This is a genomic window from Geodermatophilus sp. URMC 63, assembly GCF_053502565.1.
On the sequence record NZ_CP199956.1, the window covers coordinates 2,146,391 to 2,173,112 of the forward strand.

General features: G+C 75.2%; 23 protein-coding genes, 1 pseudogene and 1 riboswitch. Of the genes and pseudogenes, 13 read left to right on the forward strand and 11 right to left on the reverse strand.

Translation table 11 applies throughout. The annotated features are described in order from the left end of the window. The first annotated feature begins 2 nt into the window (after positions 1 to 2). The 3 genes and pseudogenes from ACWIZO_RS10380 to ACWIZO_RS10390 all read left to right on the forward strand — a co-directional run bounded on the left by ACWIZO_RS10380 (position 3) and on the right by ACWIZO_RS10390 (position 2,147). Positions 3 to 869, forward strand: a complete 867-nt coding sequence (locus ACWIZO_RS10380; protein ID WP_448642380.1) for an ABC transporter permease — start codon at positions 3 to 5, stop codon at positions 867 to 869. A gap of 142 nt (positions 870 to 1,011) precedes the next feature. Then, positions 1,012 to 1,512: pseudogene (locus ACWIZO_RS10385) on the forward strand (ATP-binding protein); the annotation flags it as partial. Positions 1,513 to 1,796: 284 nt separating this feature from the next. Next, complete coding sequence (locus ACWIZO_RS10390; protein ID WP_448643025.1) at positions 1,797 to 2,147, forward strand: hypothetical protein; 351 nt, start codon at positions 1,797 to 1,799, stop codon at positions 2,145 to 2,147. 6 nt (positions 2,148 to 2,153) lie between these two features. On the opposite strand, the gene ACWIZO_RS10395 is transcribed toward ACWIZO_RS10390, so the two are convergent. Continuing rightward, complete coding sequence (locus ACWIZO_RS10395) at positions 2,154 to 2,984, reverse strand: HAD family hydrolase (protein WP_448642381.1); 831 nt, start codon at positions 2,982 to 2,984, stop codon at positions 2,154 to 2,156. Positions 2,985 to 3,044: 60 nt separating this feature from the next. Then, positions 3,045 to 3,167: riboswitch (SAM riboswitch) on the forward strand. Between the two features lie 12 nt (positions 3,168 to 3,179). Between ACWIZO_RS10395 and thrC the strand changes: the two genes are divergently transcribed. The 5 genes from thrC (at position 3,180) to ACWIZO_RS10420 (ending at position 8,836) form a co-directional block, all read left to right on the forward strand. Next, on the forward strand, positions 3,180 to 4,481 hold the full coding sequence (gene thrC / locus ACWIZO_RS10400) for a threonine synthase (RefSeq protein ID WP_448642382.1): 1,302 nt from the start codon (positions 3,180 to 3,182) through the stop codon (positions 4,479 to 4,481). 207 nt (positions 4,482 to 4,688) lie between these two features. Further along, positions 4,689 to 4,889: a cold-shock protein gene (locus tag ACWIZO_RS10405; protein WP_091109274.1), complete on the forward strand. Its 201-nt coding sequence runs from the start codon at positions 4,689 to 4,691 to the stop codon at positions 4,887 to 4,889. A gap of 191 nt (positions 4,890 to 5,080) precedes the next feature. Next, entirely contained in the window at positions 5,081 to 5,965 is an 885-nt protein-coding gene (locus tag ACWIZO_RS10410) for an SDR family NAD(P)-dependent oxidoreductase (protein WP_448642383.1), read from the forward strand. A 227-nt stretch (positions 5,966 to 6,192) separates the two neighbouring features. Beyond that, positions 6,193 to 7,821 carry a chaperonin GroEL gene (gene groL / locus ACWIZO_RS10415; protein WP_448642384.1) on the forward strand — a complete coding sequence of 543 codons (1,629 nt, stop codon included), beginning with the start codon at positions 6,193 to 6,195 and terminating at the stop codon, positions 7,819 to 7,821. A 229-nt stretch (positions 7,822 to 8,050) separates the two neighbouring features. Continuing rightward, the gene (locus ACWIZO_RS10420) at positions 8,051 to 8,836 is read left to right on the forward strand and encodes a DUF72 domain-containing protein (protein WP_448642385.1); all 786 of its coding nucleotides are present in this window, start codon (positions 8,051 to 8,053) and stop codon (positions 8,834 to 8,836) included. 3 nt (positions 8,837 to 8,839) lie between these two features. Here the strand turns inward: ACWIZO_RS10420 and ACWIZO_RS10425 are convergent, their stop codons facing one another. Both ACWIZO_RS10425 and ACWIZO_RS10430 read right to left on the reverse strand, forming a co-directional pair. Further along, positions 8,840 to 9,616 (reverse strand): hypothetical protein, encoded by a 777-nt coding sequence (locus ACWIZO_RS10425; protein WP_448642386.1) that lies wholly within the window; start codon positions 9,614 to 9,616, stop codon positions 8,840 to 8,842. A gap of 100 nt (positions 9,617 to 9,716) precedes the next feature. Then, positions 9,717 to 10,712 carry a Gfo/Idh/MocA family protein gene (locus ACWIZO_RS10430; RefSeq protein WP_448642387.1) on the reverse strand — a complete coding sequence of 332 codons (996 nt, stop codon included), beginning with the start codon at positions 10,710 to 10,712 and terminating at the stop codon, positions 9,717 to 9,719. A 37-nt stretch (positions 10,713 to 10,749) separates the two neighbouring features. On the opposite strand from ACWIZO_RS10430, the gene ACWIZO_RS10435 reads away from it, so the two are divergent. Beyond that, complete coding sequence (locus ACWIZO_RS10435; protein ID WP_448642388.1) at positions 10,750 to 11,037, forward strand: DUF4031 domain-containing protein; 288 nt, start codon at positions 10,750 to 10,752, stop codon at positions 11,035 to 11,037. On the opposite strand, the gene ACWIZO_RS10440 is transcribed toward ACWIZO_RS10435, so the two are convergent. The 3 genes from ACWIZO_RS10440 to ACWIZO_RS10450 form a co-directional block, all read right to left on the reverse strand. After that, positions 10,967 to 11,617, reverse strand: coding sequence for an HD domain-containing protein (locus ACWIZO_RS10440; RefSeq protein ID WP_448642389.1), 651 nt, complete (start codon positions 11,615 to 11,617; stop codon positions 10,967 to 10,969). The genes ACWIZO_RS10435 and ACWIZO_RS10440 overlap by 71 nt on opposite strands. Beyond that, a complete protein-coding gene (locus ACWIZO_RS10445) occupies positions 11,614 to 12,897 on the reverse strand; it encodes an ArgE/DapE family deacylase (RefSeq protein ID WP_448642390.1) in 1,284 nt (427 codons plus the stop codon). Before ACWIZO_RS10445 ends, ACWIZO_RS10440 begins: the two co-directional genes overlap by 4 nt. Before the next feature lie 200 nt (positions 12,898 to 13,097). After that, on the reverse strand, positions 13,098 to 14,486 hold the full coding sequence (locus tag ACWIZO_RS10450; RefSeq protein ID WP_448642391.1) for a glucose-6-phosphate dehydrogenase: 1,389 nt from the start codon (positions 14,484 to 14,486) through the stop codon (positions 13,098 to 13,100). A gap of 91 nt (positions 14,487 to 14,577) precedes the next feature. On the opposite strand from ACWIZO_RS10450, the gene ACWIZO_RS10455 reads away from it, so the two are divergent. From ACWIZO_RS10455 to ACWIZO_RS10465, 3 genes are all read left to right on the forward strand, one after another. Then, entirely contained in the window at positions 14,578 to 15,873 is a 1,296-nt protein-coding gene (locus tag ACWIZO_RS10455) for an MFS transporter (RefSeq protein WP_448642392.1), read from the forward strand. Between the two features lie 128 nt (positions 15,874 to 16,001). Then, entirely contained in the window at positions 16,002 to 16,127 is a 126-nt protein-coding gene (locus ACWIZO_RS10460) for a hypothetical protein (protein WP_448642393.1), read from the forward strand. Positions 16,128 to 16,141: 14 nt separating this feature from the next. After that, positions 16,142 to 19,105 (forward strand): helix-turn-helix transcriptional regulator, encoded by a 2,964-nt coding sequence (locus tag ACWIZO_RS10465; protein WP_448642394.1) that lies wholly within the window; start codon positions 16,142 to 16,144, stop codon positions 19,103 to 19,105. An 89-nt stretch (positions 19,106 to 19,194) separates the two neighbouring features. Here ACWIZO_RS10465 and ACWIZO_RS10470 read toward each other — a convergent pair whose 3' ends face one another. Continuing rightward, the gene (locus ACWIZO_RS10470) at positions 19,195 to 21,000 is read right to left on the reverse strand and encodes a DEAD/DEAH box helicase (RefSeq protein WP_448642395.1); all 1,806 of its coding nucleotides are present in this window, start codon (positions 20,998 to 21,000) and stop codon (positions 19,195 to 19,197) included. 364 nt (positions 21,001 to 21,364) lie between these two features. On the opposite strand from ACWIZO_RS10470, the gene ACWIZO_RS10475 reads away from it, so the two are divergent. Further along, positions 21,365 to 22,564 carry an aminotransferase-like domain-containing protein gene (locus tag ACWIZO_RS10475; RefSeq protein WP_448642396.1) on the forward strand — a complete coding sequence of 400 codons (1,200 nt, stop codon included), beginning with the start codon at positions 21,365 to 21,367 and terminating at the stop codon, positions 22,562 to 22,564. A 27-nt stretch (positions 22,565 to 22,591) separates the two neighbouring features. Here the strand turns inward: ACWIZO_RS10475 and ACWIZO_RS10480 are convergent, their stop codons facing one another. Genes ACWIZO_RS10480 through ACWIZO_RS10495 form a run of 4 tightly spaced genes read right to left on the reverse strand, consistent with a single transcriptional unit; the run spans position 22,592 to position 26,550 of the window. Beyond that, on the reverse strand, positions 22,592 to 22,885 hold the full coding sequence (locus ACWIZO_RS10480; RefSeq protein WP_448642397.1) for a hypothetical protein: 294 nt from the start codon (positions 22,883 to 22,885) through the stop codon (positions 22,592 to 22,594). 51 nt (positions 22,886 to 22,936) lie between these two features. Then, the gene (locus ACWIZO_RS10485) at positions 22,937 to 25,036 is read right to left on the reverse strand and encodes a xanthine dehydrogenase family protein molybdopterin-binding subunit (protein ID WP_448642398.1); all 2,100 of its coding nucleotides are present in this window, start codon (positions 25,034 to 25,036) and stop codon (positions 22,937 to 22,939) included. Between the two features lie 3 nt (positions 25,037 to 25,039). Next, positions 25,040 to 26,044, reverse strand: coding sequence for an FAD binding domain-containing protein (locus ACWIZO_RS10490; protein WP_448642399.1), 1,005 nt, complete (start codon positions 26,042 to 26,044; stop codon positions 25,040 to 25,042). Next, a complete protein-coding gene (locus ACWIZO_RS10495; RefSeq protein ID WP_448642400.1) occupies positions 26,041 to 26,550 on the reverse strand; it encodes a 2Fe-2S iron-sulfur cluster-binding protein in 510 nt (169 codons plus the stop codon). Before ACWIZO_RS10495 ends, ACWIZO_RS10490 begins: the two co-directional genes overlap by 4 nt. Positions 26,551 to 26,722 lie beyond the last annotated feature (172 nt).

Genomic DNA, 26,722 nt, shown 5'->3' on the forward strand with positions numbered 1-26,722 from the left:
CCATGACACAGCACGTCCAGCCCACCGGCGCGGTCGCCGGCTACCGGCCCGAGCGGACGCTGCGGCTGTCGGTCGAGCTGCGCCGGCAGTTCAAGCGGCGGCGCACCATCGGCGTGTTCGCGCTGATGGTCGCCCTGCCGCTGGTGCTCATCGCCGCGCTGCAGCTGGGCGCCAGCGAGGAGGCGCAGACCAACAGCCGGATCAACCTCGTCGACGTCGCCACCGCCAGCGGCCTGAACTTCACGCTGTTCGTGCTGTTCGCGACGACGGGCTTCTTCCTCGTCGTGGTCTACGCGCTGTTCTTCGGCGACACCGTCGCCAGCGAGGCGCAGTGGGGGTCGCTGCGCTACACGCTGGCCACCCCGGTGCCGCGGAGCCGGCTGCTGCGGCAGAAGTTCGCCGCCGCGCTGGTGCTGTCGGTGGCCGCGCTGCTCACCCTGGCGGTCGTCGCGGTGGTGGCCGGCGGCATCGCGTTCGGGTTCGCCGAGATCCAGACGCCGATCGGGGTGACCCTGCCGCAGGGGGAGGGGCTGCTGCGGCTGGCCGGGATGCTCGGCTACCTCGCCGTCCACCTGCTCGTCGTCGGCACGCTGGCGTTCTGGCTGTCGACGATCACCGACGCGCCGCTGGCCGCCGTCGGCGGGGCGGTGTTCACGATGTTCGTGTTCGCGATCCTCGACCAGGTCGAGCAGCTCGGGTCCCTGCGCGACTGGTTCCCGACGGCGGAGGAGTTCGCCTGGACCGACCTGCTGCAGACGCCGGTCGACTCCTCCGACCTCTTCCGCGGCGTCGTCCAGTCGCTGGTCTACGCCGCGGTGTTCACCGCCCTGGGCTTCCGCCACTTCGCCCGGCGCGACGTCACCAGCTGACCACTGTGCACCGTCGCTTCTTGACAGCTTTAGCGGATTTTACGCTGCACTGTTAAAGTAGCTTAAACTTGTAAAGTTGGAGGGTCGGTGGATCGAGCCAACAACCCCTACACGCCTTAACGCCGGGGCGCCGCCCCGCTACTTGGCTGGTCGCCGTACGGAAGTTGACGACTTCAGGACACTCCTCCGGCGACTCGGGCGCGGCTATACGGAGCAGTCGCTGGTCATCACCGGTCTGCGCGGCGTCGGGAAGACGGTGCTGCTCGGTCAGTACCAACGCATCGCGGCCGAAGAGGATTGGGTCGCTGTCGACGCCGAGGTCTCGAAGAACGCGTCCTTCGGACCTCAGATCGCCAACTTGGCGCGGCGTGCCTTGCTGTCCATCTCGCCCAAGGCTCGTTGGTCCGAGAGAGGGCGTAGAGCTGCTGCTGTCGTCAAGTCCTTCTCCCTGACGGTCCAGCCAGACGGGACGCTGACAGCAGGTCTGGATGTCGAGGCTCAGGCCGGCCGAGCGGACACCGGGAACTTGAACGACGACTTGGCTGACCTCTTCGAGGCCGTTGGTGAGGCGGCGGTGGATCAAGGCCGTGGCGTCGTCTTCCTGTTCGACGAGATCCAGTTCTTGAGCAAGGTCGAGCTGGAGGCTCTGATCGGTGCGGTGCACCGGACGGTTCAGCGACAACTGCCCGTGACCTTCGCCGGGGCAGGCCTGCCCCAGCTGCCCGGGCTCGCTGGGGACGCGAAGTCGTACGCCGAGCGACTCTTCAAGTTTTCGATGATCGGAGAACTGCCGATCGGCGCTGCCGCCGAGGCCCTGACCGAACCGGCTCGACTGGAAGGCGTCGAGTACGAGCTCGACGCGGTGTCGGCCATCATCACGTACACGGAGGGCTATCCGTACTTCATCCAGGAGTTCGGTCGTGCGGTGTGGAACCTCGCCCGGGGCCGAAGATCACCGCGGCTGATGCCCGGGCGGCGGAGGATCTCGTCGAAGCAGAACTCGACGAGAGCTTCTTCCGAGCATGCGTGCAGCGCTCGACCCCGGAAGAGCTGCGGTACATGCGCGCCATGGCGGAGTTGGGGTCGGAGGCCCAGAAGGCCGCGGAGGTCGCGGACGTCCTCGGCCGGACCTCCGAGCAGGTGGCTCCGCTGCGTGCGCGCCTCATCAGCAAGGGCCTGCTCTTCACTCCCCGCTATGGCTTCGCGAAGTTCACAGTGCCTCAGTTCGACCGGTTCATGCGCCGCTACATGGCGCTCGAGAAGGTGCCGCCAGCTTGAGCGTCGCTATGAGGAGCCGAGACTGGCCCTGATGGCCTGCGCCCAGCCCTCGCCCATCGCCCCGCGCGTGACGGTCGCGTTGGGGACGGCGGCCAGCAGGTCGTCCATGCCCTCGACCTCGGCGCCGTTGGCCGTGATCCACAGCCGGCCGACGACGGGCGCCATCTCCAGGTCGCTGGCGCTGTCGCCGACCGCGACCGCGTCGGCGGAGTCGATCCCGCGGCGCTCGAGGTCCCAGGCGATCGCCGCGCCCTTGGTGATCCCGCGCGGCATGAGGTGGTAGACCCGAGCCAGCTGTCCCTCCGGCGCCAGGCGCAGCCGGGCCGAGGCGGGGATCGCGCCGTTGTCCTTCAGGGTCAGCCAGCCCAGCCCCCGCTCGGCCAGCCACGCGTCGACGGCGAGCGGGTCGACGTAGCCGCGCAGCAGCGCGTCGCCGGAGTGGGTGGTGTGCCAGGGCGCGTGCCACTCCAGCCGGCCGGGGTGGGCGGCGCAGAGGGCCTCGACGACGCCGAGCCCGGCCATGACGTCCATCGGCGTGCGACCGGCGTGCTCGGCGGGCAGCTCGCCGGTGAGCTGGTGGCGCGCCCGGCCGCCCTTCCAGGTGACCAGCGAGCCCAGTTCGGCGATGGCGCCGTCGGCGGCGAAGATCCGCCCGGCCTCGGTCACCTGGTCGACGGTCCGCCCGCTGACGATCACCAGCGCGACGCCGGCGGTGTGCAGCTCCAGCAGCGCGGCGGCGGGCTCGGCGGTGGGGACGCCGTCGGCGGTGTGCCAGAACGACCCCCGCGGGCCGACCATCGTGCCGTCGAGGTCGGTGTAGACGATGCGCGCAGCCACCCGACCAGCATGGCCGGGCGCCGGGGCGGTGCCGGAGGCCGGGTAGAGTCTCGGGCGTTCCACTCATCCAGAGGGGCAGAGGGACACGGCCCGGTGAAGCCCCGGCAACCGCGCGGCGCGAGCGGCGAGAGGTGCCAATTCCGTCCCGCGCGGCTCGACGGCCCGCCGCGGGGAAGATGAGGAGGTAGTCGTCGCATGACCCTGACCGCTCCCGGTTCCGTCCAGGCCGACTCCGCTGCCGGCGGCCCCGTCGCCCCGAGTCCCGCCCGTGGCCTGGTCTGTCGCAACTGCGGCGCCACCTTCGGCCTCATCGCCGAGCACGCCTGCGCCCAGTGCTTCGGGCCGCTGGAGGTCGACTACGACCCCGAGCGCATGCGCGCGGTGACGCGGGAGCAGATCGAGGCCGGCCCGCAGAACATCTGGCGCTACGCCGCCCTGCTGCCCGTGGGCCAGGACCCGGCCGACCGCGTCTCCCTCGACCCCGGCATGACGCCGCTGGTGCGCGCCGACCGGCTCGCCGCCGAGCTCGGCCTCACCGGCGGGCTGTGGGTCAAGGACGACTCGGCCAACCCCACCCACTCCTTCAAGGACCGCGTGGTCAGCCTCGCGGCCACCGCCGCCAGGCGGCTGGGCTACGCCAAGATCGCCGCCGCCTCCACCGGCAACCTGGCCAACTCGGTGGCCGCGCACGCCGCCCGCGTCGGGCTGCCCTCCTACGTCTTCATCCCGGCCGACCTCGAGCCGGGCAAGGTGGTGCAGTCGGCGGTCTACGGCCAGACCCTGGTCGCCGTCGACGGGTCCTACGACGACGTCAACCGGCTGACCAGCGAGCTCGCCGAGACCGACGAGTTCGAGGACACCGCCTTCGTCAACCAGAACGTGCGGCCCTACTACGCCGAGGGCTCCAAGACGATGGGCTACGAGATCGCCGAGCAGCTCGGCTGGCGGATCCCGGCCCAGGTGGTCATCCCGATGGCGTCGGGTTCGCTGCTGACCAAGGTCGACAAGGCCTGGCGGGAGCTGGCCGCCGCCGGCATCGTCGAGGCCACCGAGTGGCGGGTCTTCGGCGCCCAGTCGGCCGGCTGCGACCCGATCGCCACCGCGTTCGACAACGGCTGGGACGTCGTCAAGCCGGTCAAGCCCACCGGCATCGCCAAGTCCCTCAACATCGGCAACCCCGCCGACGGCCCCTACGCGCTCGACGCCATCCGGCGCACCGGCGGTGCCGTCGGCCGGGTCGGCGACGAGCAGATCGTGCAGGGCATCCGTGACCTGGCCCGCACCACCGGCGTGTTCGCCGAGACCGCGGGCGGGGTGACCGTGGCCGTGCTGCGGCAACTGGTGGAGGACGGGCGGCTGGACCCCACGAAGGAGACCGTCGTCCTCAACACCGGTGAGGGCCTCAAGACCCTCGACCCGCTGGAGCCGGTGGTCGGCCCCACGCACCGCGTGGAGCCGTCGCTGAGGTCGGTGCGGGCGGCCGGGCTCATCCGGTAGGGGCGTACGCTCGTCCCTGGCGCCGGTCCGGGTGAGCAGCTCCCCCGATCGGGCAGCAGTCGTGCGTGGGGTGACTCCCCACCTGGCTGTCCCTGATGTACGTTCTCGCGCGGTTGTCAGTTCCACGTTCGTGTCCGACGGGCGGAAGAGCTGTACCCGGCCCCCGGAACCCGGGGTCCGTCCGCACGCACGAACGTGGGAGCACACGTGGCACAGGGCACCGTGAAGTGGTTCAACGCCGAGAAGGGCTTCGGCTTCATCGCCGTCGACGGCGGCCAGGACGTCTTCGTCCACTACTCGGCCATCCAGATGGACGGGTACAAGAGCCTCGACGAGGGCCAGCGGGTCACCTTCGAGGTCGTCCAGGGCGAGAAGGGTCCGCAGGCCGACGCGGTCCGCACCGCCTGAGAACCACCTCTGCACGCCCACCGAGGCCCGGGTCCCCGACAGGGGAGCCGGGCCTCGGTGCCGTGTGCCCGCGGTGTCCTCCTCCCGGTGCTCCGCGGCCGGCCGCCGTGCGGCGGGGTGTGGCCCCGGGCTCCTCGCCGCGGGAGGCTGCCGCAGGAGGCGCGGCCGGCGCCGGGGGACGAGGGGGTGCCATGTCGCGCATCGCGATCGTCACGGGTGGTGCATCCGGGATCGGACGAGCCCTGGGCGCGGCGCTGGTGCGTCGTGGGGACCAGGTGGTCCTCGCCGACGTCGACGGCGCGGCAGCCGAGGGGACCGCGGAAGGGCTGCGCGCCACCGGACCCGGCACGGCCACGGCGGCTGCCGTCGACGTGCGCGACGCCGACGCGGTCGCCGCGCTGGTCGACGAGACCGCGGAGCGGCACGGCCGGCTGGACCTGCTGGTCAACAACGCCGGCCTCGGGATCGGCGGACCGGTGGAGGAACTCAGCCCGGCCCACTGGGACCGGACCGTCGACGTCAACCTGCGCGGGGTGGTGCACGGGGTGCAGGCCGCCTACCCCCTGATGCTGCGGCAGGGACACGGCCACATCGTCAACACCGCGTCGCTGGCCGGTCTCCTGCCGGGACCGGGCATGGCCCCCTACGCGACGACGAAGTGGGCGGTGGTCGGGCTGTCCCTCAGCCTGCGCGGCGAGGCGGCGCGGCGGGGGGTCCGGGTGAGCGTGGTCTGCCCAGGGGGCATCGACACCCCGATCCTCGACAAGGGGATGCCGGCGGACCTGCCGCGCGTGCCGACCGCCGAGGCGACCGACACCCGCGCCGCGATCACCCGGATGAGCGGAGGGCGGCTCTACCCCGCCGACGCGCTGGCCACCGACGTGCTGCGGGGGATCGACCGCAACCGGGCGCTGATCGTGGCCCCGCGGCAGGCGCGGGTGCTGTGGCGGCTCATGCGCCTGTCGCCGGCGCTCCTGCTGTGGCTCGAGACGGCGACCCTGGCCCGTCAGGAGACACGCGACCGCGCCGGGGCCCGGGCGACGTCCCCGGCCTCGGCGGAGGTCCCCCTGCGCTGACGGAGCCCAGCGGAGGTGGGGAACCGCCCGCGGCCACCCCCCGTTCTTGCACTCGGCAGGGGCGAGTGCCAGACTTCGGATTGGCACTCGACAGTGCCGAGTGCCAATCAGGTCGGAACGGTGAGGCACTGGAGCGCGGGCCACGTGAGCGCCCGCGGCGCCGGTGTCGTCCGTCGCGGGCGCCGGTCCCGGCCGTGCAGCGATCCATGCATGGAGGACATCACCACATGGCCAAGATGATCGCCTTCGAGGAAGAGGCGCGCCGCGGTCTCGAGCGGGGCATGAACACCCTCGCCGACGCCGTCAAGGTGACGCTCGGCCCCAAGGGCCGCAACGTCGTCCTCGAGAAGAAGTGGGGCGCTCCCACCATCACCAACGACGGTGTGAGCATCGCCAAGGAGATCGAGCTCGAGGACCCCTGGGAGAAGATCGGCGCCGAGCTGGTCAAGGAGGTCGCGAAGAAGACCGACGACGTCGCCGGTGACGGCACCACCACCGCCACCGTGCTCGCCCAGGCGCTCGTCCGCGAGGGTCTGCGCAACGTCGCCGCCGGCGCCAACCCGATGGCCCTGAAGAAGGGCATCGAGAAGGCCGTCGCCTCGGTCACCGACCACCTGCTCTCGACCGCCAAGGACGTCGAGACCAAGGAGCAGATCGCCGCCACCGCGTCGATCTCCGCCGCCGACCCGGCCATCGGCGAGCTCATCGCCGAGGCGATGGACAAGGTCGGCAAGGAAGGCGTCATCACCGTCGAGGAGAGCAACACCTTCGGCCTCGAGCTCGAGCTCACCGAGGGCATGCGCTTCGACAAGGGCTACATCTCGCCCTACTTCGTCACCGACGCCGAGCGCATGGAGGCCGTCCTCGACGACCCGTACGTGCTCGTCGTCAACAGCAAGATCAGCTCGGTCAAGGACCTGCTCCCGCTGCTGGAGAAGGTCATGCAGTCGGGCAAGCCGCTGGCCATCATCGCCGAGGACGTCGAGGGCGAGGCCCTCGCGACCCTGGTCGTGAACAAGATCCGCGGCACCTTCAAGTCGCTGGCCGTCAAGGCCCCCGGCTTCGGCGACCGCCGCAAGGCCATGCTGACCGACATCGCCATCCTCACCGGTGGCCAGGTCATCAGCGAGGAGGTCGGCCTCAAGCTGGACAACGCCGGCGTCGAGCTGCTGGGCCGCGCCCGCAAGGTCGTCGTCACCAAGGACGAGACGACGATCGTCGAGGGCGCCGGTGACAGCGACCAGATCGCCGGCCGGGTGAACCAGATCCGCGCCGAGATCGAGAAGTCGGACTCCGACTACGACCGCGAGAAGCTGCAGGAGCGCCTGGCCAAGCTGGCCGGTGGCGTCGCCGTCATCAAGGCCGGCGCCGCGACCGAGGTCGAGCTCAAGGAGCGCAAGCACCGCATCGAGGACGCGGTGCGCAACGCCAAGGCCGCCGTCGAGGAGGGCATCGTCGCCGGTGGTGGCGTCGCCCTGGCGCAGGCCACCACCGTCGCGTTCGAGAAGCTCGAGCTCGAGGGTGACGAGGCCACCGGTGCCAACATCGTGCGCGTCGCGCTCGAGGCGCCGCTGAAGCAGATCGCCGTCAACGCCGGCCTCGAGGGCGGCGTCGTCGCGGAGAAGGTGCGCAACTCCGAGGTGGGCAACGGCCTCAACGCCGCCACCGGCGAGTACGTGGACCTGGTCGCGGCCGGCATCATCGACCCGGCCAAGGTCACCCGCTCGGCGCTGCAGAACGCCGCCTCCATCGCGGCGCTGTTCCTCACCACCGAGGCCGTCATCGCCGACAAGCCGGAGAAGGCCGCTCCGGCCATGCCCGGTGGCGACGGCGGCATGGGCGGCATGGACTTCTGAGTCCGGCCACCCCGTAGCACCACCAGCACTGCCCGGCAGGGGTGGTCCGCTTCGGCGGGCCGCCCCTGCCGGCGTCTGCCGGACCCCGTCCGGGCCACCGCCCTGCGGTGATGTCGTGATCACCTCGGGTCCAGCGGGTCCTCGGCACGGAGGAGGCCCCACTGCACCCGAGGTGATCACGGGCGGCCGGCGGTGCGTCGGCCGGGACGGCGCCGGGTAGGTCGACGCCGTGGCCGTGGTGATCGGGACGTCGGGGTGGCAGTACCGCGACTGGCGCGGCCGCTTCTACCCGCAGCGGCTGCCGCAGCGGCTCTGGCTGGAGCACCACGCGCGGCACTTCGCGACCGTGGAGAGCAACGCGGCGTTCTACCGGCTGCCCGAGCGCGACACCTTCGCCGCCTGGCGCGAGCGGACGCCGGCCGACTACCGCTGGGCGGTCAAGGCCAGCCGGTTCCTCACCCACGTCAAGCGGCTGCGCGAGCCCGAGGAGCCGGTGGCCCGCCTGCTGCAGCACGCCGAGGGGCTCGGCGACCGGCTCGACGTCGTCCTGCTGCAGCTGCCGCCCACGCTCAAGGCCGACGCCGGCCTGCTGCGCGACTGCCTCGCCTGCTTCCCGCCCGGCGTCCGGGTGGCCGTCGAGCCCCGGCACGACACCTGGTGGACCGACGAGGTCCGCGACCTGCTGGAGCGCTACGGCGCGGCCCTGTGCTGGGCCGACCGGGCCGAGCGGCCGGTCACGCCGCTGTGGCGCACCACCGGCTGGGGCTACCTGCGGCTGCACACCGGCGCCGAGGGCTGGGGCTACCCCACGGCGGTGCTCGAGGAGTGGGCCCAGCGGCTGGCGGCCACCTGGACCGACGACGAGGACGTGGTCGTCTACCTCAACAACGACCCCGGCGGGGCGGCTGTCGCGGACGCGGTGGCGCTGGCCGGCGCCGTCCGCCACGCCGGCCGCACACCCACCCGGGTGCCCACACCCGAGCAGGCGAGCGGCCTGGCCTGGACGGCGGCCTGAGGGTCAGTCGTCCCCGCCGCCGTGACCGGAGGAGTCCGAGCCGCCCGAGCCGGAGCCGCCCGAGCCGGAGCGGCCCGAGCCGGAGCGGCCCGAGCCGGACCCGTCGTGGCCGGAGCCGTCCTCGCCGGAGTCGTCGAGGTCGCTCGTGGAGTCGGTGCCGGAGTCGTGCGACTCGTCGTCGTGGGAGCCGGCACCGGGTGCGGCGACGGAGGGGACGGCGTCGTCCTCGGGGTGGTCGCGACCGGAGCCGGAGCCCGGGCCGGGGTCCGAGCCGGAGCCCGGAGTGGTCGACCCCGGGCCGGAGTCGGGGCCGGAGCCGGAGTGGTCGGAGGGGTCCGGCGCAGCCGGGGTCCGCGTCGGGACGGCGGAGGGCCGCCCGGCGGAGTCGTCGGGGGCGTCGACCGAGGCGTCCGAGCCGGGCGAGCCGGCCGGGTGCTCGGCGGAGGGCGCGTCGTCGGAGCCGGGGGTGTCGCCGGCGTCCGGGGCGTCCGGGGTCGGTGCGGCCGGCGTGGGAGTGGGGGAGACGGCGGCCGGATCGGTCCCCGCGTCGTCGTCGGTGGTGGCCGCGGCGTCGTCGTCGGCCGAGTCGGGCAGGTCGAACGGCGTCACGGTCTCCAGGACGCCGGCGACGCCGTCCTGGACCGGACCGGGGAGGACCCCCGTGGCGCCGGCGCCGGTGACCCCGACGACGGCGATGCCCACTCCTGCCGCGGCCTGGGCCACGGCGGAGGCAGAGGTGATCTTGGCGAGGACGGTGGTCAGTCCCGTCAGCAGCGGCATGCCCTGGTGTTCGGCATCACAGCCGAGAACTTGAACCCTGAAGGACCCCCTGCCCCCCACCACTCGCAAGCTCATTGCGGGGCCCTGCAGGGGGCCACGGTCACAACGCGGCAGGATCCTCCCGGTGGGTGACCCCGAGCTGCTCGGCGGCGCGGCCCAGGACGTCCTGGACGGCGAGGGTGTCGGCCAGCGGCACAACCGCGCTCTCCGTGCGGCCGGCCTGCAGGCAGGCGGTGACCTCGGCCAGCTCGTGGGAGTAGCCGACCCCGTCGGGACGGCGGGTGATCGTCTCCGGCTCGGCGCCGGTGCGGTGCAGCACGATCGTGTCCGGGTGGTGGAAGCGGGGGAGGACGTCGATCCACCCCTCCGTGCCGAAGACCCGCGCCTGCCCGGGGGTCGGGTAGCGCAGCGAGGTGGTCAGCGTGGCGGTGCGCCCGTCGTCCCACCCGAGCAGCAGCCCGGCCTCGGCGTCGACCCCCGTCGGGAAGATCGAGCCGACGGCGGTGACGGTGTCGGGCGCGCCGAGCAGCATCTGGGCGAAGGAGACGACGTAGACGCCGAGGTCGAGCAGCGCCCCGCCGCCGAGCTCGAGGGCGAACAGCCGGTCGGCGGGGTCGTAGGCGCGGTCGACGCCGAGGTCGGCCTGCACCGAGCGGACCTCGCCGATGGCGCTGTCGGCGACCAGGTCCCGCAGCGCGACGACGGCGGGCTGGAAGCGCGTCCACATCGCCTCCATGACGAAGACGTCGTTCGCGCGGGCGGCGTCGGCCACCTCCCGGGCACCGGCCGTCGTCGCGGTGAACGTCTTCTCGACCAGCAGTGCCTTGCCGGCGTCGATCGCGGCCAGCGCGACCGCGTGGTGCTGCGGGTGCGGGGTCGCGACGTAGAGGACGTCGACGTCGGGGTCGGCGAGGATCTCGGCATAGGAGCCGTACGCCCGCTCCAGCCCGTGCTGCCCGGCGAAGGCGGCGGCCCGGTCGGCCGACCGCGAGGCCACGGCCACCGGCCGGGCGTCGGGGACGTGCGCGAAGTCGCCCATCACGCTCTGCGCGATGCGCCCCGGCCCGACGACGCCCCAGCGGATCTCCCTGCTCACCCCGACGACGCTAGCCGGGGCGCGGCAGACTGACCCGGTGGCGGTGCTCATCGACTCCCCGGTCTGGCCCTGGCGCGGCCGGCGGTGGTCGCACCTGGTCAGCGACGTCAGCTACGAGGAGCTGCACGCCTTCGTCACCGCCGAGCTGGGCATCCCCCGGCGGGCGTTCCAGGGCGACCACTACGACGTCCCCGAGGAGCTCTACGACGTCGCCGTCTCCGCCGGGGCGCAGCCGGTCGGCGCCCGCGAGCTGCTCACCCGGCTGGTGGGGGCGGGGCTGCGGGTCCGGAAGCGCGGGTCCGGAGCAGACCGAGTTCCGCGGTGAGGTTGGCCCGCGCCCGCGGCTCCCAGGCGCCCGCGACCGCCGGGAGCCGGTAGAGCGCCGGCAGCGCCAGCAGGTGCTCGAGAACGGCGATCCGGCCGGCGGTGAAGGCCTCGTCGGACAGGTGCCCGTACTCGGCGCGCACCGCCGAGGCGTAGGCGGCGTAGGCGTCCGGCGGCCCGGCCAGGACGGCGAGGTCGGCGTCGCAGAGCACCGCGCCGTCGGTGTCGCCGGGGGCGGGGTCGTGCCCGGCGGTCAGCAGCACCAGCCGGACCACCTCCTCCAGGCGCGGGCCGGGCACCAGGCCGCGCAGCCCGGCGCGCGCCCGCTCGGCGCTGACCTGCTCGTTGTCGTCGCGGCGGGGGTCGTAGACGACGTCGTGGTACCAGGCGGCCAGCGCGACGGCGGCCGGGTCGGCGGCGTGGGCGCCCGGCTCGCCCACCAGCCCCAGCACGGCGGCCAGGTGGTGCAGGTCGTGGTAGCGGCGGTGCGGCTCGCTCCAGGCGGCGACGACGGCGGCCCACTCGGTGCGCGCGGTGGGGGAGTCCTCGGTCAGCGCCGCGAACTCCTCGTACCCGATCACGCGACCCCGCAGCGGCGGAGGGTGAGCAGCGCCAGCGCGCGGGCGACGGCGGTCACCTCGGCGACGGGCACCCGCTCGGCCGGGCCGTGGGCCAGGTGCAGGTCACCGGGCCCGAGGTGCAGCGCCGGGACACCCGCGGCGGCGTAGAGGCGCAGGTCGGTGCCGGCGGACACCGCGCGCTCGGGCGGGAGCGGCCCGCCGGCGTCGACGACGGCGTCGCGCACCTGGCCGAGCAGCGCCGAACCGGGCGGCAGCTCGCCGCCGGCGAAGACGCCGCCGGTCCAGGTGACCTGCACCGGGTGCGCGGCCAGCCACGGGTGCCCGGCGCAGAAGGCGGCGACCCGCGCCTCGAACGCCGCTCGGGCGGCCTCGACCGGCTCGCCCAGCCGCACCCCGTAGCGGCCCTCGGCGACCAGCCGGTCGGGCACCGTGGAGGCCCAGTCGCCGGCGCGCACGGTGCCGACCGACAACCCGAACGGGTACCGCTCCCCGGCGAAGCGGGGGTCGGCGTCGCGCTGCCGGTCGGCCTCGAACGCGCGCAGGTCGGCGTGCAGCTCGGCGAACAGCTCCACGGCGCTGACCCCGCGGTCGCGCATCGCGGCGTGCGCGGCGGCACCGGTCACCTCCAGCCGGAAGGTCAGCGCCCCGGCCGCGGCGGTGACGACGGCGCCGTCGGTGGGCTCGGGGATGACGCACGCGTCGCCGCGGTGGCCGCGGGCCAGCGTCGCCCACGCGCCCAGGCCGCCGTCCTCCTCACCGACCACGCTGTGCACGGCGACCGGCCGGCGCAGCCGCACCCCCGCCGCCCGCACCGCCGCGAGGGCGGCCAGGGCCGCGGCGAGCCCGCCCTTCATGTCGCAGGAGCCCCGGCCGTGCACCGCGCCGCCGGCCAGCCGCGGGGTGAACGGGTCACCGGCCCACAGCGCCCGGTCGCCGGTCGGGACGACGTCGGAGTGCCCGCACAGCACCAGCGCCGGGTCGCCGTCCGCGGGGTCCGACGAGTGGCCGGGCAGCGTGCCGACCACGCCCCACGCCTCCTCCCGGTCGACCTCCTGGCCGGGCGCGTCGGGCGCGGTGGCGGCCGCGGCCAGGTCGATCGGCCAGCGGTCGACGTCGCAGCCGAGCAGCTCCAGCTCGCCGGCGACCAGGGACTGCACCTCGCTCTCGGCCGCGGTCCCGCCGACCGAGGGGACGGCCACCAGGCGGCACAGCAGGCCGACGGCCGCCGTCTCGTCGACGGCGTCCAGGACGGCGGCCTCGGCGCGGGTCAGGTCGGCCACGGCGGGAGTCTGGCACCCACGCGGTCCGGGTGTGGGGCGGCCGGGGGCGGGGTACGGTCGGTGTCGTCCGGACCGGGCGACTCTGTGTCCCCGGGTGCCAATTGGATACCGCCTTCACGGACCACCGCCCCGACCTCGGTCGGGGGCCTGGAGCCGCGTCGTGCAACTCGCCGCGAGGCGACCAGAGCCCGGTCCGGACCTCAGCTCCCCAGCGCCCACCCGCACGGGTCGGCCAGCTCCTGCGCCGCCTCGGGCCCCCACGAGCCGGGCGCGTAGGGCCGCACCTCCGGCGGGTCGTCGAGCACCGGCCGCACCGCCCGCCAGGTCTGCGCCAGCCCGGCGCTGGTGGTGAACAGCGACCGGTCGCCCACCAGCACGTCGTGGATCAGCGAGGCGTAGGCCGGCAGCGGCTCGCCGCCGGCCACCTTGCCCAGGTCCAGCGACGCCTTCGCCACCGCCAGCTCCAGGGCGGGGCCGGGCTGCTTGGTGACCAGCCCGAGGTCGAGCTCACCGGCGCCCGACAGCGACAGCGACACGGTGTTGCCCCCGCCGGGGACGGCGCCGACCGGACCGTCGGGCCGGCGCATCACCAGCGTCACCCGCTGCTGGCTCTCGGCCATCCGCTTGCCGGTGCGCAGCAGGAAGGGCACGTCGCGCCACCGGTCGGTGTCCACCCACAGCCGGGCCGCCACGAAGGTGTCGGTGGTGCTGTCGTCGGCGACGTCGTCGAGGTCGCGGTAGCCCTCGAACTGCCCCAGGACGACGTCCTCGCGCGCCAGCGGCCGGAACGCGGCCAGGACCGCCTCCCGGGCCTCCTGCAGGTCGCCCGGCGCCAGCGAGGCCGGCGGCTCCATCGCCACCTCCGCCGCCACCTGGAACAGGTGGGTGACCAGCATGTCGAGCACCGCGCCGGTGGCGTCGTAGAACTCCGCCCGGTCGGCGACGTCGAGGGTCTCGGGGACGTCGACCTGCACCTGCGCCACGTGCTCGCGGTCCCACACCGAGGAGAACAGGCCGTTGGCGAAGCGCAGGACGTGCAGGTCCTGGGTGCCCTCCTTGCCGAGGAAGTGGTCGATGCGGAAGACCTGCTCCTCGTCGAGCACCGAGTGCACCAGCTCGTCGAGCTCGCGGAAGCCGTCGGGGGAGGTGCCGTAGGGCTTCTCGTAGACGACGCGGGCGCCCTCGGTCAGGCCGTGGGTGTGCAGCGCCCGGGTGGTGCCCTCGAAGGCCTCGGGCGGGATGGCGAGGTAGTGCACGAGCGAGACGCCGTCGCCGAGCTCCCCGCGGGCCTGCGCGACGACGTCGACCAGCTGCCCGGGGTCCTCGGGCGTGTGGCCGCCGCCGGCGAAGCGCAGCCGGTCGAGCAGGCCGGGCGACGGCTCGCCGTCCCCGTGCTCGGCGAGCGCGTCGCGGACCAGTTGCCGGAAGTCGTCGTCGGACCGCTCGCCGCGGCCGCTGCCGACCAGCCGCCAGTCCCGGGGCAGCAGCCCGCGCCGGTCGAGCTGGTCGAAGGCCGGCAGCACCATGCGGGCGGCCAGGTCACCGGTGGAACCGAAGAGGACGAAGACGGTCGGGGGCAGGTCGGGCACGGGGGGCTCCTCTCGTCGTCCCCAGCCTCGTCCCCTCCCGGCCGTCGCGCTCACCGCGCCGACCGTGTCCGCGGTCACTAGCCTGCCGTCCATGGCGCAGACGGCTCGGCAGCAGGCGGCGGACGAACGGCACCGGCTGCCGGTGAAGACGCTGGTCTCGGCGAGCATCGGCAACGCCGTCGAGTGGTTCGACTGGACGGTCTACGCGACCTTCCTCGTCTACTTCGCCGGTCAGTTCTTCCCCTCGGAGAACCGGGCGCTGGCGCTGATCGGCACGACGTCGACCTACGCGCTGGCGTTCTTCTTCCGGCCGCTGGGCGGGGTCCTCATCGGCCGCTTCGCCGACCTGCGCGGCCGCAAGGCCGGCATGCTGCTGACCATCCTGCTCATGGCCGGCGGCTCGCTGGTGATCGCGATCCTGCCCACCTACGAGCAGGTCGGGTGGCTGGCGCCGGTGCTGCTGCTGGTGGCCCGCATCGCCCAGGGCCTCAGCCTCGGCGGCGAGGTCTCCGGCGCCTCGGCCTACCTGGCCGAGATCGCCCCGCCCGAGCGCCGCGGCCGGTACTCGGCGTTCTTCTACATCTCCACCGGGTCGGCGCTGCTGCTGGCCTCGCTGCTCGGCGTCCTGCTCACCGGGGTGCTCGACCAGGGGCAGCTGGAGTCCTACGGCTGGCGGATCGCCTTCGCCGTCGGCGGCCTGCTCGGGCTGGTCGGCCTGTGGCTGCGGCGGTCGCTGACCGAGAGCGAGAGCTTCGAGGAGAACGCCGAGAAGGCGCGGGCCACCACCCACCCGCTGCTGCGCACGATCCGCGAGCACCCCCGCTCGGTGCTGCAGCTGTGCGCGATCACCCTGCTCAACACGCTGTCGTACTACACGTTCTTCAGCGCCCTGACGCCGTTCGCGATCAACTTCCGCGACGCCGACGGCAACGACGTGTTCATCGCGCTGTCGATCGGCACCGCGCTGTTCATCGCGCTGTGCTACCCCTACGGCGCGCTGTCGGACCGGGTGGGCCGCAAGCCGGTGCTGCTCACCTGGGCGGCGGCGACGGCGGTGCTCGTCGTCCCGCTGTCCTACCTGGTGCGCGACGACCTGCTCTCGCTGATCGTCGTCTTCTGCGTGGGGCTGGCCCTGTACGCGGCGATGGCCTCCCTGGCGCCGGCGATCATGAGCGAGCTGTTCCCCACGGAGCTGCGGGCCACCGGCATCGGCGCCTGGTACAACCTCACCGTCGCCATCTTCGGCGGCACCGCGCCGCTGGTGATCACCGCCCTGTCCAACCGGGACGTGCCGACGGTCTTCTTCTGGTACGTCGCCGTCGCCGCGGTGATCACCTTCCTGGCCGTCCTCACCCTGCGCGAGACGAAGGGCACCGACCTGCGCTGAGGTGCGCCTGAGGCCCCTCAGACGGGCCGCGGCCTCCGAGGACCGCCCGGTCGCCCGATGTCCCGGGCACCTCCTCAGGCCGACCGTGGTCGCCGTCCACCCCGGGACGACGACACGAGGAGACGGCCGTGCACACCACCTACCCCAACCCCGGACTCGAGGCCGAGCTGGCCTACCGGCGGGACCTCCTGCGGGCGATCGGCCGCGGCACCCGCACCCGCCGCGGCCCGTGGCGGACGCGACGGGCCCGCTGAGCACGCTCACGGCGGTGTCGGCGGCCCGTGCCACGATCGGCGGCGTGCCGCGGTGGGACGAGCGACCCCTGGTGGGCCGGCCCGACGAGCTGGCCACCCTCCTCGCCGCCGTCGACCGTGCGCGGGCCGGCCGCGGCTGCGCCGTCCTGGTGGCCGGGGACGCCGGCGTCGGCAAGTCCCGGTTGCTCGACGAGCTGGCGGCCCGCGCCGCCGACCGCGGGCTGCGGGTGCTCACCGGTCACTGCGTCGACCTCGGGGAGGTCGGCCTGCCCTACCTGCCCTTCGTCGACCTGCTGCGCCCGGTCGCCGCCGACCTCGGCGACGGCGCGGCCGGGCCGTTCGCCGCCCGCGCGGCCGCGGCCGCGGGACCCGACGCCCCCGACCTCGCGAGCCCGGTCGGGGCGCTGCGGCCGCCGGTCGACGACGGCCGGCTGCAGCTGTTCGAGGCGGTCGCCGCCGCACTGGCCGGGCTCGCGGCCGACGCCCCGCTGCTGGTGGTGCTGGAGGACCTGCACTGGGCCGACCGCTCCAGCCGCGACCTGCTGCGCTACCTGCTCGCCCGGCTGGCCGACGAGCCGGTCGCCGTGGTGGCCTCCTACCGCTCCGACGACCTGCACCGCCGCCACCCGCTGCGGCCGCTGCTGGCCGAGCTGGTGCGGCTGCCCGGCGTCGAGCGGCTCGACCTCGGCCCGCTCCCCGACGCCGCCGTCGAGGAGCTGGTGCGCGGCCTGGCCGCCGGCGTGCCCGACCGCACGGTGGACGACGTGGTGGCCCGCGCCGAGGGCAACGCCTTCTACGCCGAGGAGCTGCTGGCCGCCGGCCTGGCGGGGGAGACCCTGCCGCTGGGCCTCACCGACGTGCTGCTGGCCCGGGTCGAGCAGCTCGGACCGGCCGCCCAGCAGGTGCTGCGGGTGGCTGCGGTCGCCGGCCGGCGGGTGCGGCACGAGCTGGTGGCCGCCGTCGGCGGCCTGGCCGCGGCCGAGCTGGAGCGGGCGCTGGCCGAGGCGGTGCACTCCCACCTGCTGGTGGTCTCGCCCGACGGCGCCTACCGCTTCCGGCACGCGCTGCTGCGCGAGGCGGTGCTGGCCGACCTGCTGCCCGGCGAGCGGGTGCGGCTGCACGCCGCCGTCGCCGCCCAGCTGGCCGCCGTCCCGGGCGCCGGCACCGCCGCCGAGCGGGCCCACCACCTGCGGGAGAGCAACGACCTGGCCGGCGCGCTGACCGCCTCGCTGGAGGCCGCCGACGAGGCCCGCCGGGTGGGCGCGCCGGCCGAGCAGCTGCAGCACCTGGAGACGGCGCTGGCGCTGTGGCCGGCCGTGCCCGACGCGGCCGACCGGACCGGCCGCGGGCAGGCCGAGCTGCTGCTCGACACCGCGGCCGCCGCCCGCCGCAGCGGGGAGCTGCACCGGGCGGTCGCACTGCTGCGTGCGGCGCTGGACGTGCTGGGCCCCGACGGCGACCGCGCGCTGCGGGCCCGCGTGCACTACACGCTGGCGCAGGCACTCGCCCGCGTCGAGGACCAGGCCTCCGCGCTGCGGGAGAGCACCGCGGCGATGGCGCTGGTACCCGCGGCGCCGCCGTCGCCGGTGCGCACCTGGGCGGCGGCCAGCCATGCCCGCACCTGCTTCGAGGTGGGCCGCCGTGCGGAGGCGGAGGCGGCGGCCGAGGAGGCGCTGGCCGCCGCCGACGTCCTCGGTCTGGACAGCGCGTGGGCCGACGTCGCGGTCTCGCTGGCCCGCTCGCGCGGCGGCGCGGAGTTGCCGGCCCGGCTGGAGGAGGCGCTGGCCCGCGCCCGCCGCTCGGGCGACACCGACGTCGAGATGCGGGTGCTGTTCAACCTGGCGATCGTCGCCCACGAGGACGGCGCCGCGGAGGAGACGCTGCGCTGGAGCGACACCGGGCTGGCGCGGGCCCACGAGCTCGGCGTCGAGTGGTCGTTCTACGCCGCGGAGCTGCGCCACCTCGGCGTCCTGTCCCGGTACGCCCTCGGCGACTGGGACGGCGCCCTGGCGCTGGCCGACCGGCTGGCCCGGGTGCCGGAGATGGCGGCGCACGTGCGGGCCGCGGGCCTGCTGGTGCGGGTAGGCCGCGGCGACCCGGAGGCCGCGGCGCGGATCGCGTGGGCGCGCGGGCTGGTGCGCCGGCTGGAGGCGCACGCGCTGCTGCTGGTGTCGACCGCCGGCGCGGAGATCGAGCTGGCCGCGTGGACGCCGGACCCGGCCGCCGCGCTGGCCACCGCCCGGGCCGCAGACGTGCGGCTGCGGGAGCTGTGGGGCGCCGAGCGCCTCGCCGTCGTCCGCCTGGCGGTCACCGCGCTCGCGGCCGTCGGCGACGCCGCCGCCGGCGCCCGGCTGACCGGTGACACCGCCGCCGGAGGCCGGTGGACCGCGGCGGGGGAGGAGCTCGTCGGGCTGGCCCGGGCGGCGGTCGCCGACCACCGGCGCGAGGTCGGCGGGTACGGCGTCGAGGCGGCGGCGTGGATCGCACGGCTGGAGGCGGAGGCCGCGCGGCTGGCCGGCCGGGCGGCCCCGGAGCTGTGGGCGGCGGCGGTGGCGGCGTTCGGCTACGGGCACGGGTACGAGCAGGCCCGCAGCCGGTGGCGGCTGGCCGAGGCACTGGTCGCCGCGGGGGACCGCTCGGGGGCGGCCGAGCCGCTGCGGGCGGCCGCCACCACCGCCCGCTCCCTCCGCGCGGCGCCGCTGCTGGCCGCGGTGACCGCGCTGGCCCGCCGGGCGCGCCTGGAGCTCCCCGGCAGCGGCCGCGTCGTCGAGACGGCGGCGGTGTTCACCCCGCGCGAGGCGGAGGTGCTCGCCCTGCTGGCCCGCGGCCGCACCAACCGGCAGATCGGCAGCGAGCTCCACATCAGCGAGAAGACCGCGAGCGTGCACGTGAGCAACATCCTGGCCAAGCTCGGCGCCGGCAGCCGCACCGAGGCCGTCGCCCTCGCCGCCGCCAAGGGCCTGCTGCCCACGGGGTAGGGCCGTCCGGTCCCGCGATCGAGCGACGCAGCGGCCCAGCGCAGGTCGGGGACGGCACGTGGCCGCGGTGCGGCGGTGGGACCGCAGTGTCAGAGCATGGTGCGCAGGCGCTCGCGGCGGGCGCGCAGCACGTCGACCGACGCCGAGGCCGACGGCGGACCGGGCACGGACTTGCGCAGCTCGGTGTGCACCACCCCGTGCGGCCGGGAGGTCTTGGCCGCGACCCGGGCGACCAGCCGGTTGATCTCGCGGCGCAGCTCGGCGGCGTCGCGCCACGAGCGGCCGGCAGCGTCATCGGCGAGGTCCTCGTCGGGGTGGTCCTCGACCAGCGGGAGCTCGCCGGTGTCGTCGTCGAGGTGGGCGCGCTGGGCGATCCGCAGTCGCAGCTCGTCGTCGCGGCGGGCCAGCAGCGACGCCGTCTGCTCGGCGGTGAGCAGGCCGGGGATGCCGAGGAAGTCCTCGTCCTCCGGCGCGACCGCGACCGGGCCGGCGCCCTCGCCGGTGTGCGCCGTCCCGCCGTGCAGCACGTGCGCGAACCGGGCGTCGGCCTCCAGCGCCTCCCACTGCTTGAGCCCGACCGGCTCGCGCTCCTTCGGCGGCAGCGGGTCGAGGTCGAGCGCCTCGGGGTCGGCCGCCTTGGGCGGCGGCATGACGTGGTTGCGCTCCTTCTCCAGGGAGGCGGCCAGCCCCAGCAGCGGCCGGACGGCGGGGAGGAACACCGTCGCCGTCTCGTGCGACGCCCGGGCGCGGACGACGCGGCCGACGGCCTGGGCGAAGAACAGCGGCGTCCGGTAGGAGGTCATCCAGGCGAGGACGGCGGCCCGCGGCACGTCGACCCCCTCGGAGATCATGCGGACGCAGACGGCGATCCGGGCCGACCCGGCGGCGAAGCGCTCGATCTTCTTCGACGCCTTGGGGTCGTCGGAGAGGATCAGCTCGGGCGCCTTGCCGGTCACCCGCCGGACGATCTTGGCGTAGGCGCGGGCGTCGTCCTGGTCGCTGGCGAGGATCAGCCCGGCGGCGTCGGGCATGCCGCCGTCCTCGCGCAGGTGGGTGATCCGGTCGTCCATGGCGGCGATGACGTGCGGCACCCACTGGCCCTTGGGGTCCAGCGCGGTGCGCCAGGCGGCCATCTCCACCGAGCGGGTGCCGGCCTCCGACAGCGAGGCCGCGACCACCTCGCCGGCGGAGTTCCGCCAGCGGGAGGTGCCGGTGTAGGCGGCGAACACGACCGGCCGGACGACGCTGTCGGCCAGCGCCTCCTTGTAGCCGTAGGTGTAGTCGGCGCGGCTGACCAGGCCCATCCCGCCCTCGCCGTCGTCGCCCTCGAAGCCGTCCTCCTCGTAGCGCACGAAGGGGATGCGCTCGTCGGCCTTGGTGCGGAACGGCGTCCCGGTCAGGCACAGCCGGCGCGCGGCGAAGCCGTAGGCCTCCTCGACCGCCTCGCCCCAGGACAGGCCGTCGCCGGCGTGGTGGACCTCGTCGAGGATGACCAGCGTCTTGACGGCGGTGGCGCGGGCGGCGTGCAGCATCGGCTTGCCGGCGACCTGCGCGTAGGTGGTCACGTAGCCCTGGGTGCCGGCGCGCACGGGGCCGACGGCGTTGGTCAGCCCCGGGTCGAGCACGATGCCCAGCCGGTCGGCGGCGTCGGCCCACTGCAGCCGCAGGTGGTCGGTGGGGCAGACGACGATCACGCGGGCGACCTCGCGCCGCTGCAGCAGCCGCGTGGCCAGCGTCAGCGCGAAGGTCGTCTTGCCCGCGCCGGGGGTCGCGGTGACCAGGAAGTCCTTGGGCGCCTGCTCCTCGTACCTGTCCAGAGCGGCCTGCTGCCACGCCCGGAGCGGTCGGCTGGTCGTCTGCGGGGCGACCGCCCCGGCCCGTGCTGCGCTCGCCATCTCGGGACCCATCCTGCCTGCGCCGCCGGAGACACGCCCAACCGGCCGCCTCCCGCGCGCCTCCCCCCGGACGACGTATACGGGCCCTGCAGCACGGCCCTGACCTGCGCGGACGGTCCGCGGGGCGGTCGGGGCGTGGCGTGCCTCACGCGGCGCGCGGACCGGTCCGCCCCGCCGGTCCCACCCGCCCCGCCGGACGGGGGGCCGCGGCCGGCCTCGCCGGACGGGGGCCGCGGCCGGCGGCGGGGTCCCGGGCGTACCGTGCTCGTCGGCTCCTCGACCAGGCAGCCCCCGGCCCGGCCCGCGCGGCACACCTCCCGCGTCCACCGCCCGCCGTCCGCGCCCGTCGAGCCCCGGAGCCGTCATGACCTCCCCCGCCGTCCCGCCGCCCGCGCCCGCCCGGCGGCTGCGCGGGGTGGGCAGCTCCCCGGTCCGCGAGCTGCTCGCGCTGCTCGACCGGCCGCAGGTGGTCTCCTTCGCCGGCGGGCTGCCCGCTCCCGAGCTGTTCGACGTCGAGGGCCTGCGGGCCGCGTTCGACGCCGTCCTCGCCGGCCCGGGCGCCCGCCGCGGCCTGCAGTACGCGCCCACCGAGGGCGACCCCGACCTGCGGGCCCGCGTCGCCGAGCGGATGACCGCCCGCGGGCTGCCCACGGCCGCTCCCGACCTGCTGGTCACCACCGGCTCCCAGCAGGCGCTCACCCTGGTCACCACCGCGCTGCTCGACCCCGGCGCGGTGGTCGCCGTCGAGGACCCCACCTACCTCGCGGCGCTGCAGGCCTTCGGGCTGGCCGGCGCCCGCGTCGTCGGCGTCGCCTCCGACGAGCACGGCATCGACCCCGACGCGCTGGCCGACGTCGTCGCCCGCGAGCGGCCCGCGCTGCTCTACCTGGTGCCCACCTTCGCCAACCCGACCGGCCGCACGCTGCCCGCGGAGCGCCGCGCCGCGGTGGCCGAGCTCGCCGCCCGGGCCGGCTTCTGGATCGTCGAGGACGACCCGTACGGCGAGCTGCGCTACCGCGGCGAGCCGGTCCCGCCGCTGGCCGCGCACCCGGCCGCCGCCGACCGCGTGCTGCACCTGGGCAGCTTCTCCAAGCTGGCCGCGCCCGGGCTGCGGCTGGGCTGGCTGCGCGCGCCGGCGGCCCTGCTGCCCCCGCTCACGGTGGCCAAGCAGGCCGCCGACCTGCACACCTCGACGATCGACCAGGCCGCCGCAGCCGTATGGCTGGCGCGCACCGACCTCGACGCGCACGTGCGGCGGCTGTGCGCGACCTACCGCGAGCGGCGTGACGCGATGGCCGCGGCGCTGCCCGCGACCCTGCCGGAGGGCAGCACGTGGTCGGACCCGGACGGCGGCATGTTCGTGTGGGCCCGCCTGCCCGGCGACGTCGACACCGCGGACCTGCTGCGCCGGGCGCTGGCCGCCGACGTCGCCTTCGTGCCCGGGGCGCCGTTCTCCTGCGCGGCGGCGCCGGACCGCGCCACGCTGCGCCTGTCGTTCACCACCAACACCCCGGCGACGATCACCGAGGGGCTGCGCCGCCTGGCCGGCGTCCTGCGGGGCTGACCCGGACGGGGCCGACCCGGTCGCGGCTCAGCCGTCGCTGGTGACCAGCCGCAGGTGCGGGCCGGTGGGCTCGTCCACCCGCGGGTCGTGCACCTCGGGCAGGTCCGCCGCGCGGCGGACCCGGTTCTCCGGCACGTCGAGCGCGCGGGCCAGGTGCCCGGCCAGCCGGGCACTGATGAAGGCCCGGCCGCCGGTGCGGCCCAGTCGTTCGATCACCTCGGGCGCGATGGCCCCCCGGGCACGCCGGGAGGCCTCGTACACCGTCAGCCGCGCCTCCCAGAGGCGGCGACGGACGAGGTCCTGCAGGTCCTTCACGGGCACTCCAGCACGGTAGATCGACCAGCGGACCGTGGCGACCGGGTGCCGCGCCGGTCAGGGCAGTCCGGGCAGCACGGCGTCCAGGGTGATCGGCAGCTGCCGCACCCGCACCCCGGTCGCGGAGAAGACGGCGTTGGAGACCGCCGCCGCCGTCCCGACGATGCCGATCTCCCCGATGCCCTTGGCGCCCATGGCGTTGACGTACGGGTCGTGCTCGTCGATCCAGTGCGCCCGCACGTCGCCGACGTCGGCGTTGACCGTCACGTGGTACTCGGCGAGGTCGTGGTTGGCGACCTGGCCGACCCGCGGGTCCCAGACGCTGTCCTCGTGCAGCGCCATGGACAGCCCCATGGTCATGCCGCCGATGAACTGCGAGCGGGCGGTGCGCGGGTTGACGATCCGGCCGCAGGCGAACACGCCCAGCAACCGCGGGACACGGACCTCGCCGGTGTCGGCGTGCACCCGCGCCTCGACGAACTGCGCGCCGAAGGCGGCGGCGACGTGCTCGTCGTCGCTCCCGGCCTGGTCCACCGCACCCTGCGCCTCGTCGCCGTCCTCCGGCCGCGGGCCGAACTTGCCGCGGAACTCCCGCGCGGCGACGACGATCGCCGAGCCCCACGTGTTGGTGCCCGACGAGCCGCCGGCCACCGAGGCGATGGGGTAGCGGGTGTCGCCGAGGCGGACCTCGACGTCGTCGACGTCGACCCCGAGGGCGTCGGCGGCGATCTGCGGCAGCACCGTCCACGCGCCGGTGCCGAGGTCGGCGGCGCCGATCTCGACGACGTAGCGGCCGGCCTCGTGGCGGATGGCCGCCGTCGACTGGGCCATCCGGTAGGTCGGGTAGACCGACGCCGCCACGCCGGTGCCCACCAGCCAGCCGTCCTCGAGCCGCGCGCCGGGCCGCGGGTCGCGGCCGGCCCAGCCGAACCGCTCGGCGCCCTCGCGCAGGCACTCGACGAGGTGCCGGCTCGACCACGGCTGGCCGGTCTCCGGGTCGACCTCCGGCTCGTTGCGGACCCGCAGCTCGACCGGGTCGACGTCGAGCGCGTACGCCAGCTCGTCCATGGCGACCTCGGGGCCGAACATGCCGGGGCACTCGCCGGGCGCGCGGAACCACGAGGGCACCGGGACGTCGAGGGCGGCCAGCCGGTGCGTCGTCCGCCGGGCCGCGGCGGTGTACATCATCCGGGCGGGGACGCCGGTCTGCTCCGCGAACTCCTTGATCCGCGAGGTCTGCTCGACGACGTCGAGCGCCAGCGCCCGGATCCGGCCGTCGCGGTCGGCGCCGAGCTGGATGCGCTGGATGGTGGGCGTCCGGTAGCCGGCGAGGGTGAACATCTGCTGGCGGGTGAGGGCCAGCTTGACCGCGCGGCCGGGCAGGGCGCGGGCGGCCATCGTCACCAGGACGACGTTGGCGTGCGGGGTGCCCTTGGAGCCGAAGCCGCCGCCGACGTAGGGGCACACGACCTGCACCTGCTCGAGGTCGAGGCCGAAGACCGTGCAGACGGTCTTGCGGTCGGGGTGCACGCCCTGCGTGGAGTCCCAGAGGGTGAGCTTCCCGCCGCCGGCGGCGTCCCACAGCGCCGTGGAGGCGTGCGGCTCCAGCGGGTTGTTGTGCACCATCGCCGTCGTGTAGGTCTGCTCGACCCGCACCGCGCTGGCGGCGAGCTCGGCGTCGACGTCGCCCTGGACGGTGTCGGTGTCGAAGGAGGGGTTGACCTTCTCCGGGGCGTAGAGGTCGTCGCGGCTCTCCGACAGCTCGGTGTCGTGCGGCTGCTCGTCGTAGCTGACGCGCACCAGGTCGGCGGCCTGCCGGGCGACCTCGGAGGTCTCGGCGACGACGACGCCCACGACCTGCCCGCGGAAGGCGACGTCGGGGGACTGGAGGACCGCGAGCTCGGCGTCGTCGGTCGAGGCCAGCCGCTCGGCGTTCTCGTGGGTGAGGACGGCGAGGACGCCGTCGAGCGCCTCGGCCTGCGTGCTGTCGACGGCGGTGATCGTCCCGCGGACGACGGTCGCGGTGACCGGGTGGCAGAAGGCCGGCGACTCGACCGGCGTCTCGTAGGCGTAGGTGGCCGTCCCGCGGACCTTCTCGACGCCGTCCCGGCGGACGAGGTCGCGGCCGATCGCGCGCGGCTCCAGCAGCTCGGTCACGGGTCAGCCCTCCCGGCCGGTGAGGATCCGCAGGGTCGCGGCGAGCGTGCGGGTGACCAGCGGGAGCTTGAAGGCGTTGCCGCCGTCGATGCCCGGCTGGGGGGTGGCGTCGGCGAGCTCCGCCTCGGCGGCGGCGCGGGCGACGTCGTCGGTGGGTCGCTGCCCGCGGAGCACCTCCTCGGCGCGGGTGGCCCGCCACGGCCGGTGCGCGACGCCGCCGAGGGCGATGCGGGCGTCGCGGACGGTGCCGTCGTCGGCGAGGTCGAGCGCGGCGGCGACGCTCACCAGGGCGAAGGCGTAGGAGGCCCGGTCGCGGACCTTGCGGTAGGTGGAGCGGTGCGCCATCGGCAGCGCGGGCAGCTCGATCGCGGTGATGAGCTCGCCGTGCTCGAGGACGGTGTCGCGGGTCGGGTCGTCGCCGGGCAGCCGGTGCAGCTCGCCGGAGGGGACCGTGCGCCCGCCGTCCGGGCCCTCGACGTGGACGACGGCGTCCAGCGCCGTCAGCGCCACCGCCATGTCGGAGGGGTGGGTGGCGATGCACTGCTCGCTCGCGCCGAGGACCGCGTGGTAGCGGGTGTAGCCGCCGATGGCCGAGCAGCCGCTGCCGGGCTCGCGCTTGTTGCAGGGGGTGGTGACGTCCTGGAAGTAGACGCAGCGGGTGCGCTGCAGCGGGTTGCCGCCGACGGTGGCGAGGTTCCGCAGCTGCCCGGTGGCGCCGGCCAGCAGCGACTGGGCGAGAGCGGGCCAGCGCTCGCGCACCCGCCGGTCGGCGGCCAGCTCGCTGTTGGTGACGGCCGCGCCGACGAGCAGGCCGCCGTCGTCGGTGTCGGTGATCTCGCGGGAGGTGAGCGTCCGGACGTCGACGACCAGGTCGGGGCGGGCGACGCCGAGCTTGAGGTGGTCGACCAGGTTGGTGCCACCGCCGAGGAAGACGGCGTTCGGCTCGGCGGCCACGTCGCGGACCGCCTCGGCGACGCTGCCCGGCCGGGCGAAGGCGAACGGCTTCACCGCGCGGCCCCGGCCTGCTGCACCGCGGGGGTGATGTGCGCGTAGGCGGCGCAGCGGCAGAGGTTGCCGCTCATGCGCTCGCTGACCTCGTCGGCGGTGAGCTGCGGATCGGCGGTGAGGTCGGCGGTGGCGTGACTCGGCCAGCCGCGGTCGACCTCCTGCAGCACGCCGACGGCCGAGCAGACCTGGCCGGGGGTGCAGTAGCCGCACTGGAAGGCGTCGTGGTCGAGGAAGGCCTGCTGCACCGGGTGCAGCTCGCCCTCGGGTGCCAGGCCGTTCGCGGTGGTGATCTCCGCGCCGTCGTGGGCGACGGCCAGCGCGAGGCAGATCAGCGCCCGCTCGCCGTCGAGCAGGACGGTGCACGCGCCGCACTGGCCGTGGTCGCACCCCTTCTTCGGGCTGGTGTTGCCCAGCCGCTCGCGCAGCAGGTCGAGCAGGGTGGTCCGGGTGTCGACGGTGAGCTCGTGCAGCTCGCCGTCCACCCGCAGCCTGATGTCGGCGTCCATGCCGCCGGTCGTGCCCGGAGCGCACGGCGTGGCAAACCGGACACGACCGGACTGCTCCGTTCCGACTGGTCCGGGGTCCGGGTCCGGCCCGCTCGTGGCCGGCCGTGCTGTGCCGGATCAGGGCCGGGCGGTTCGGCCCCCGAGGTCCCGCTCCCCGGTCGAGGCGCGCACG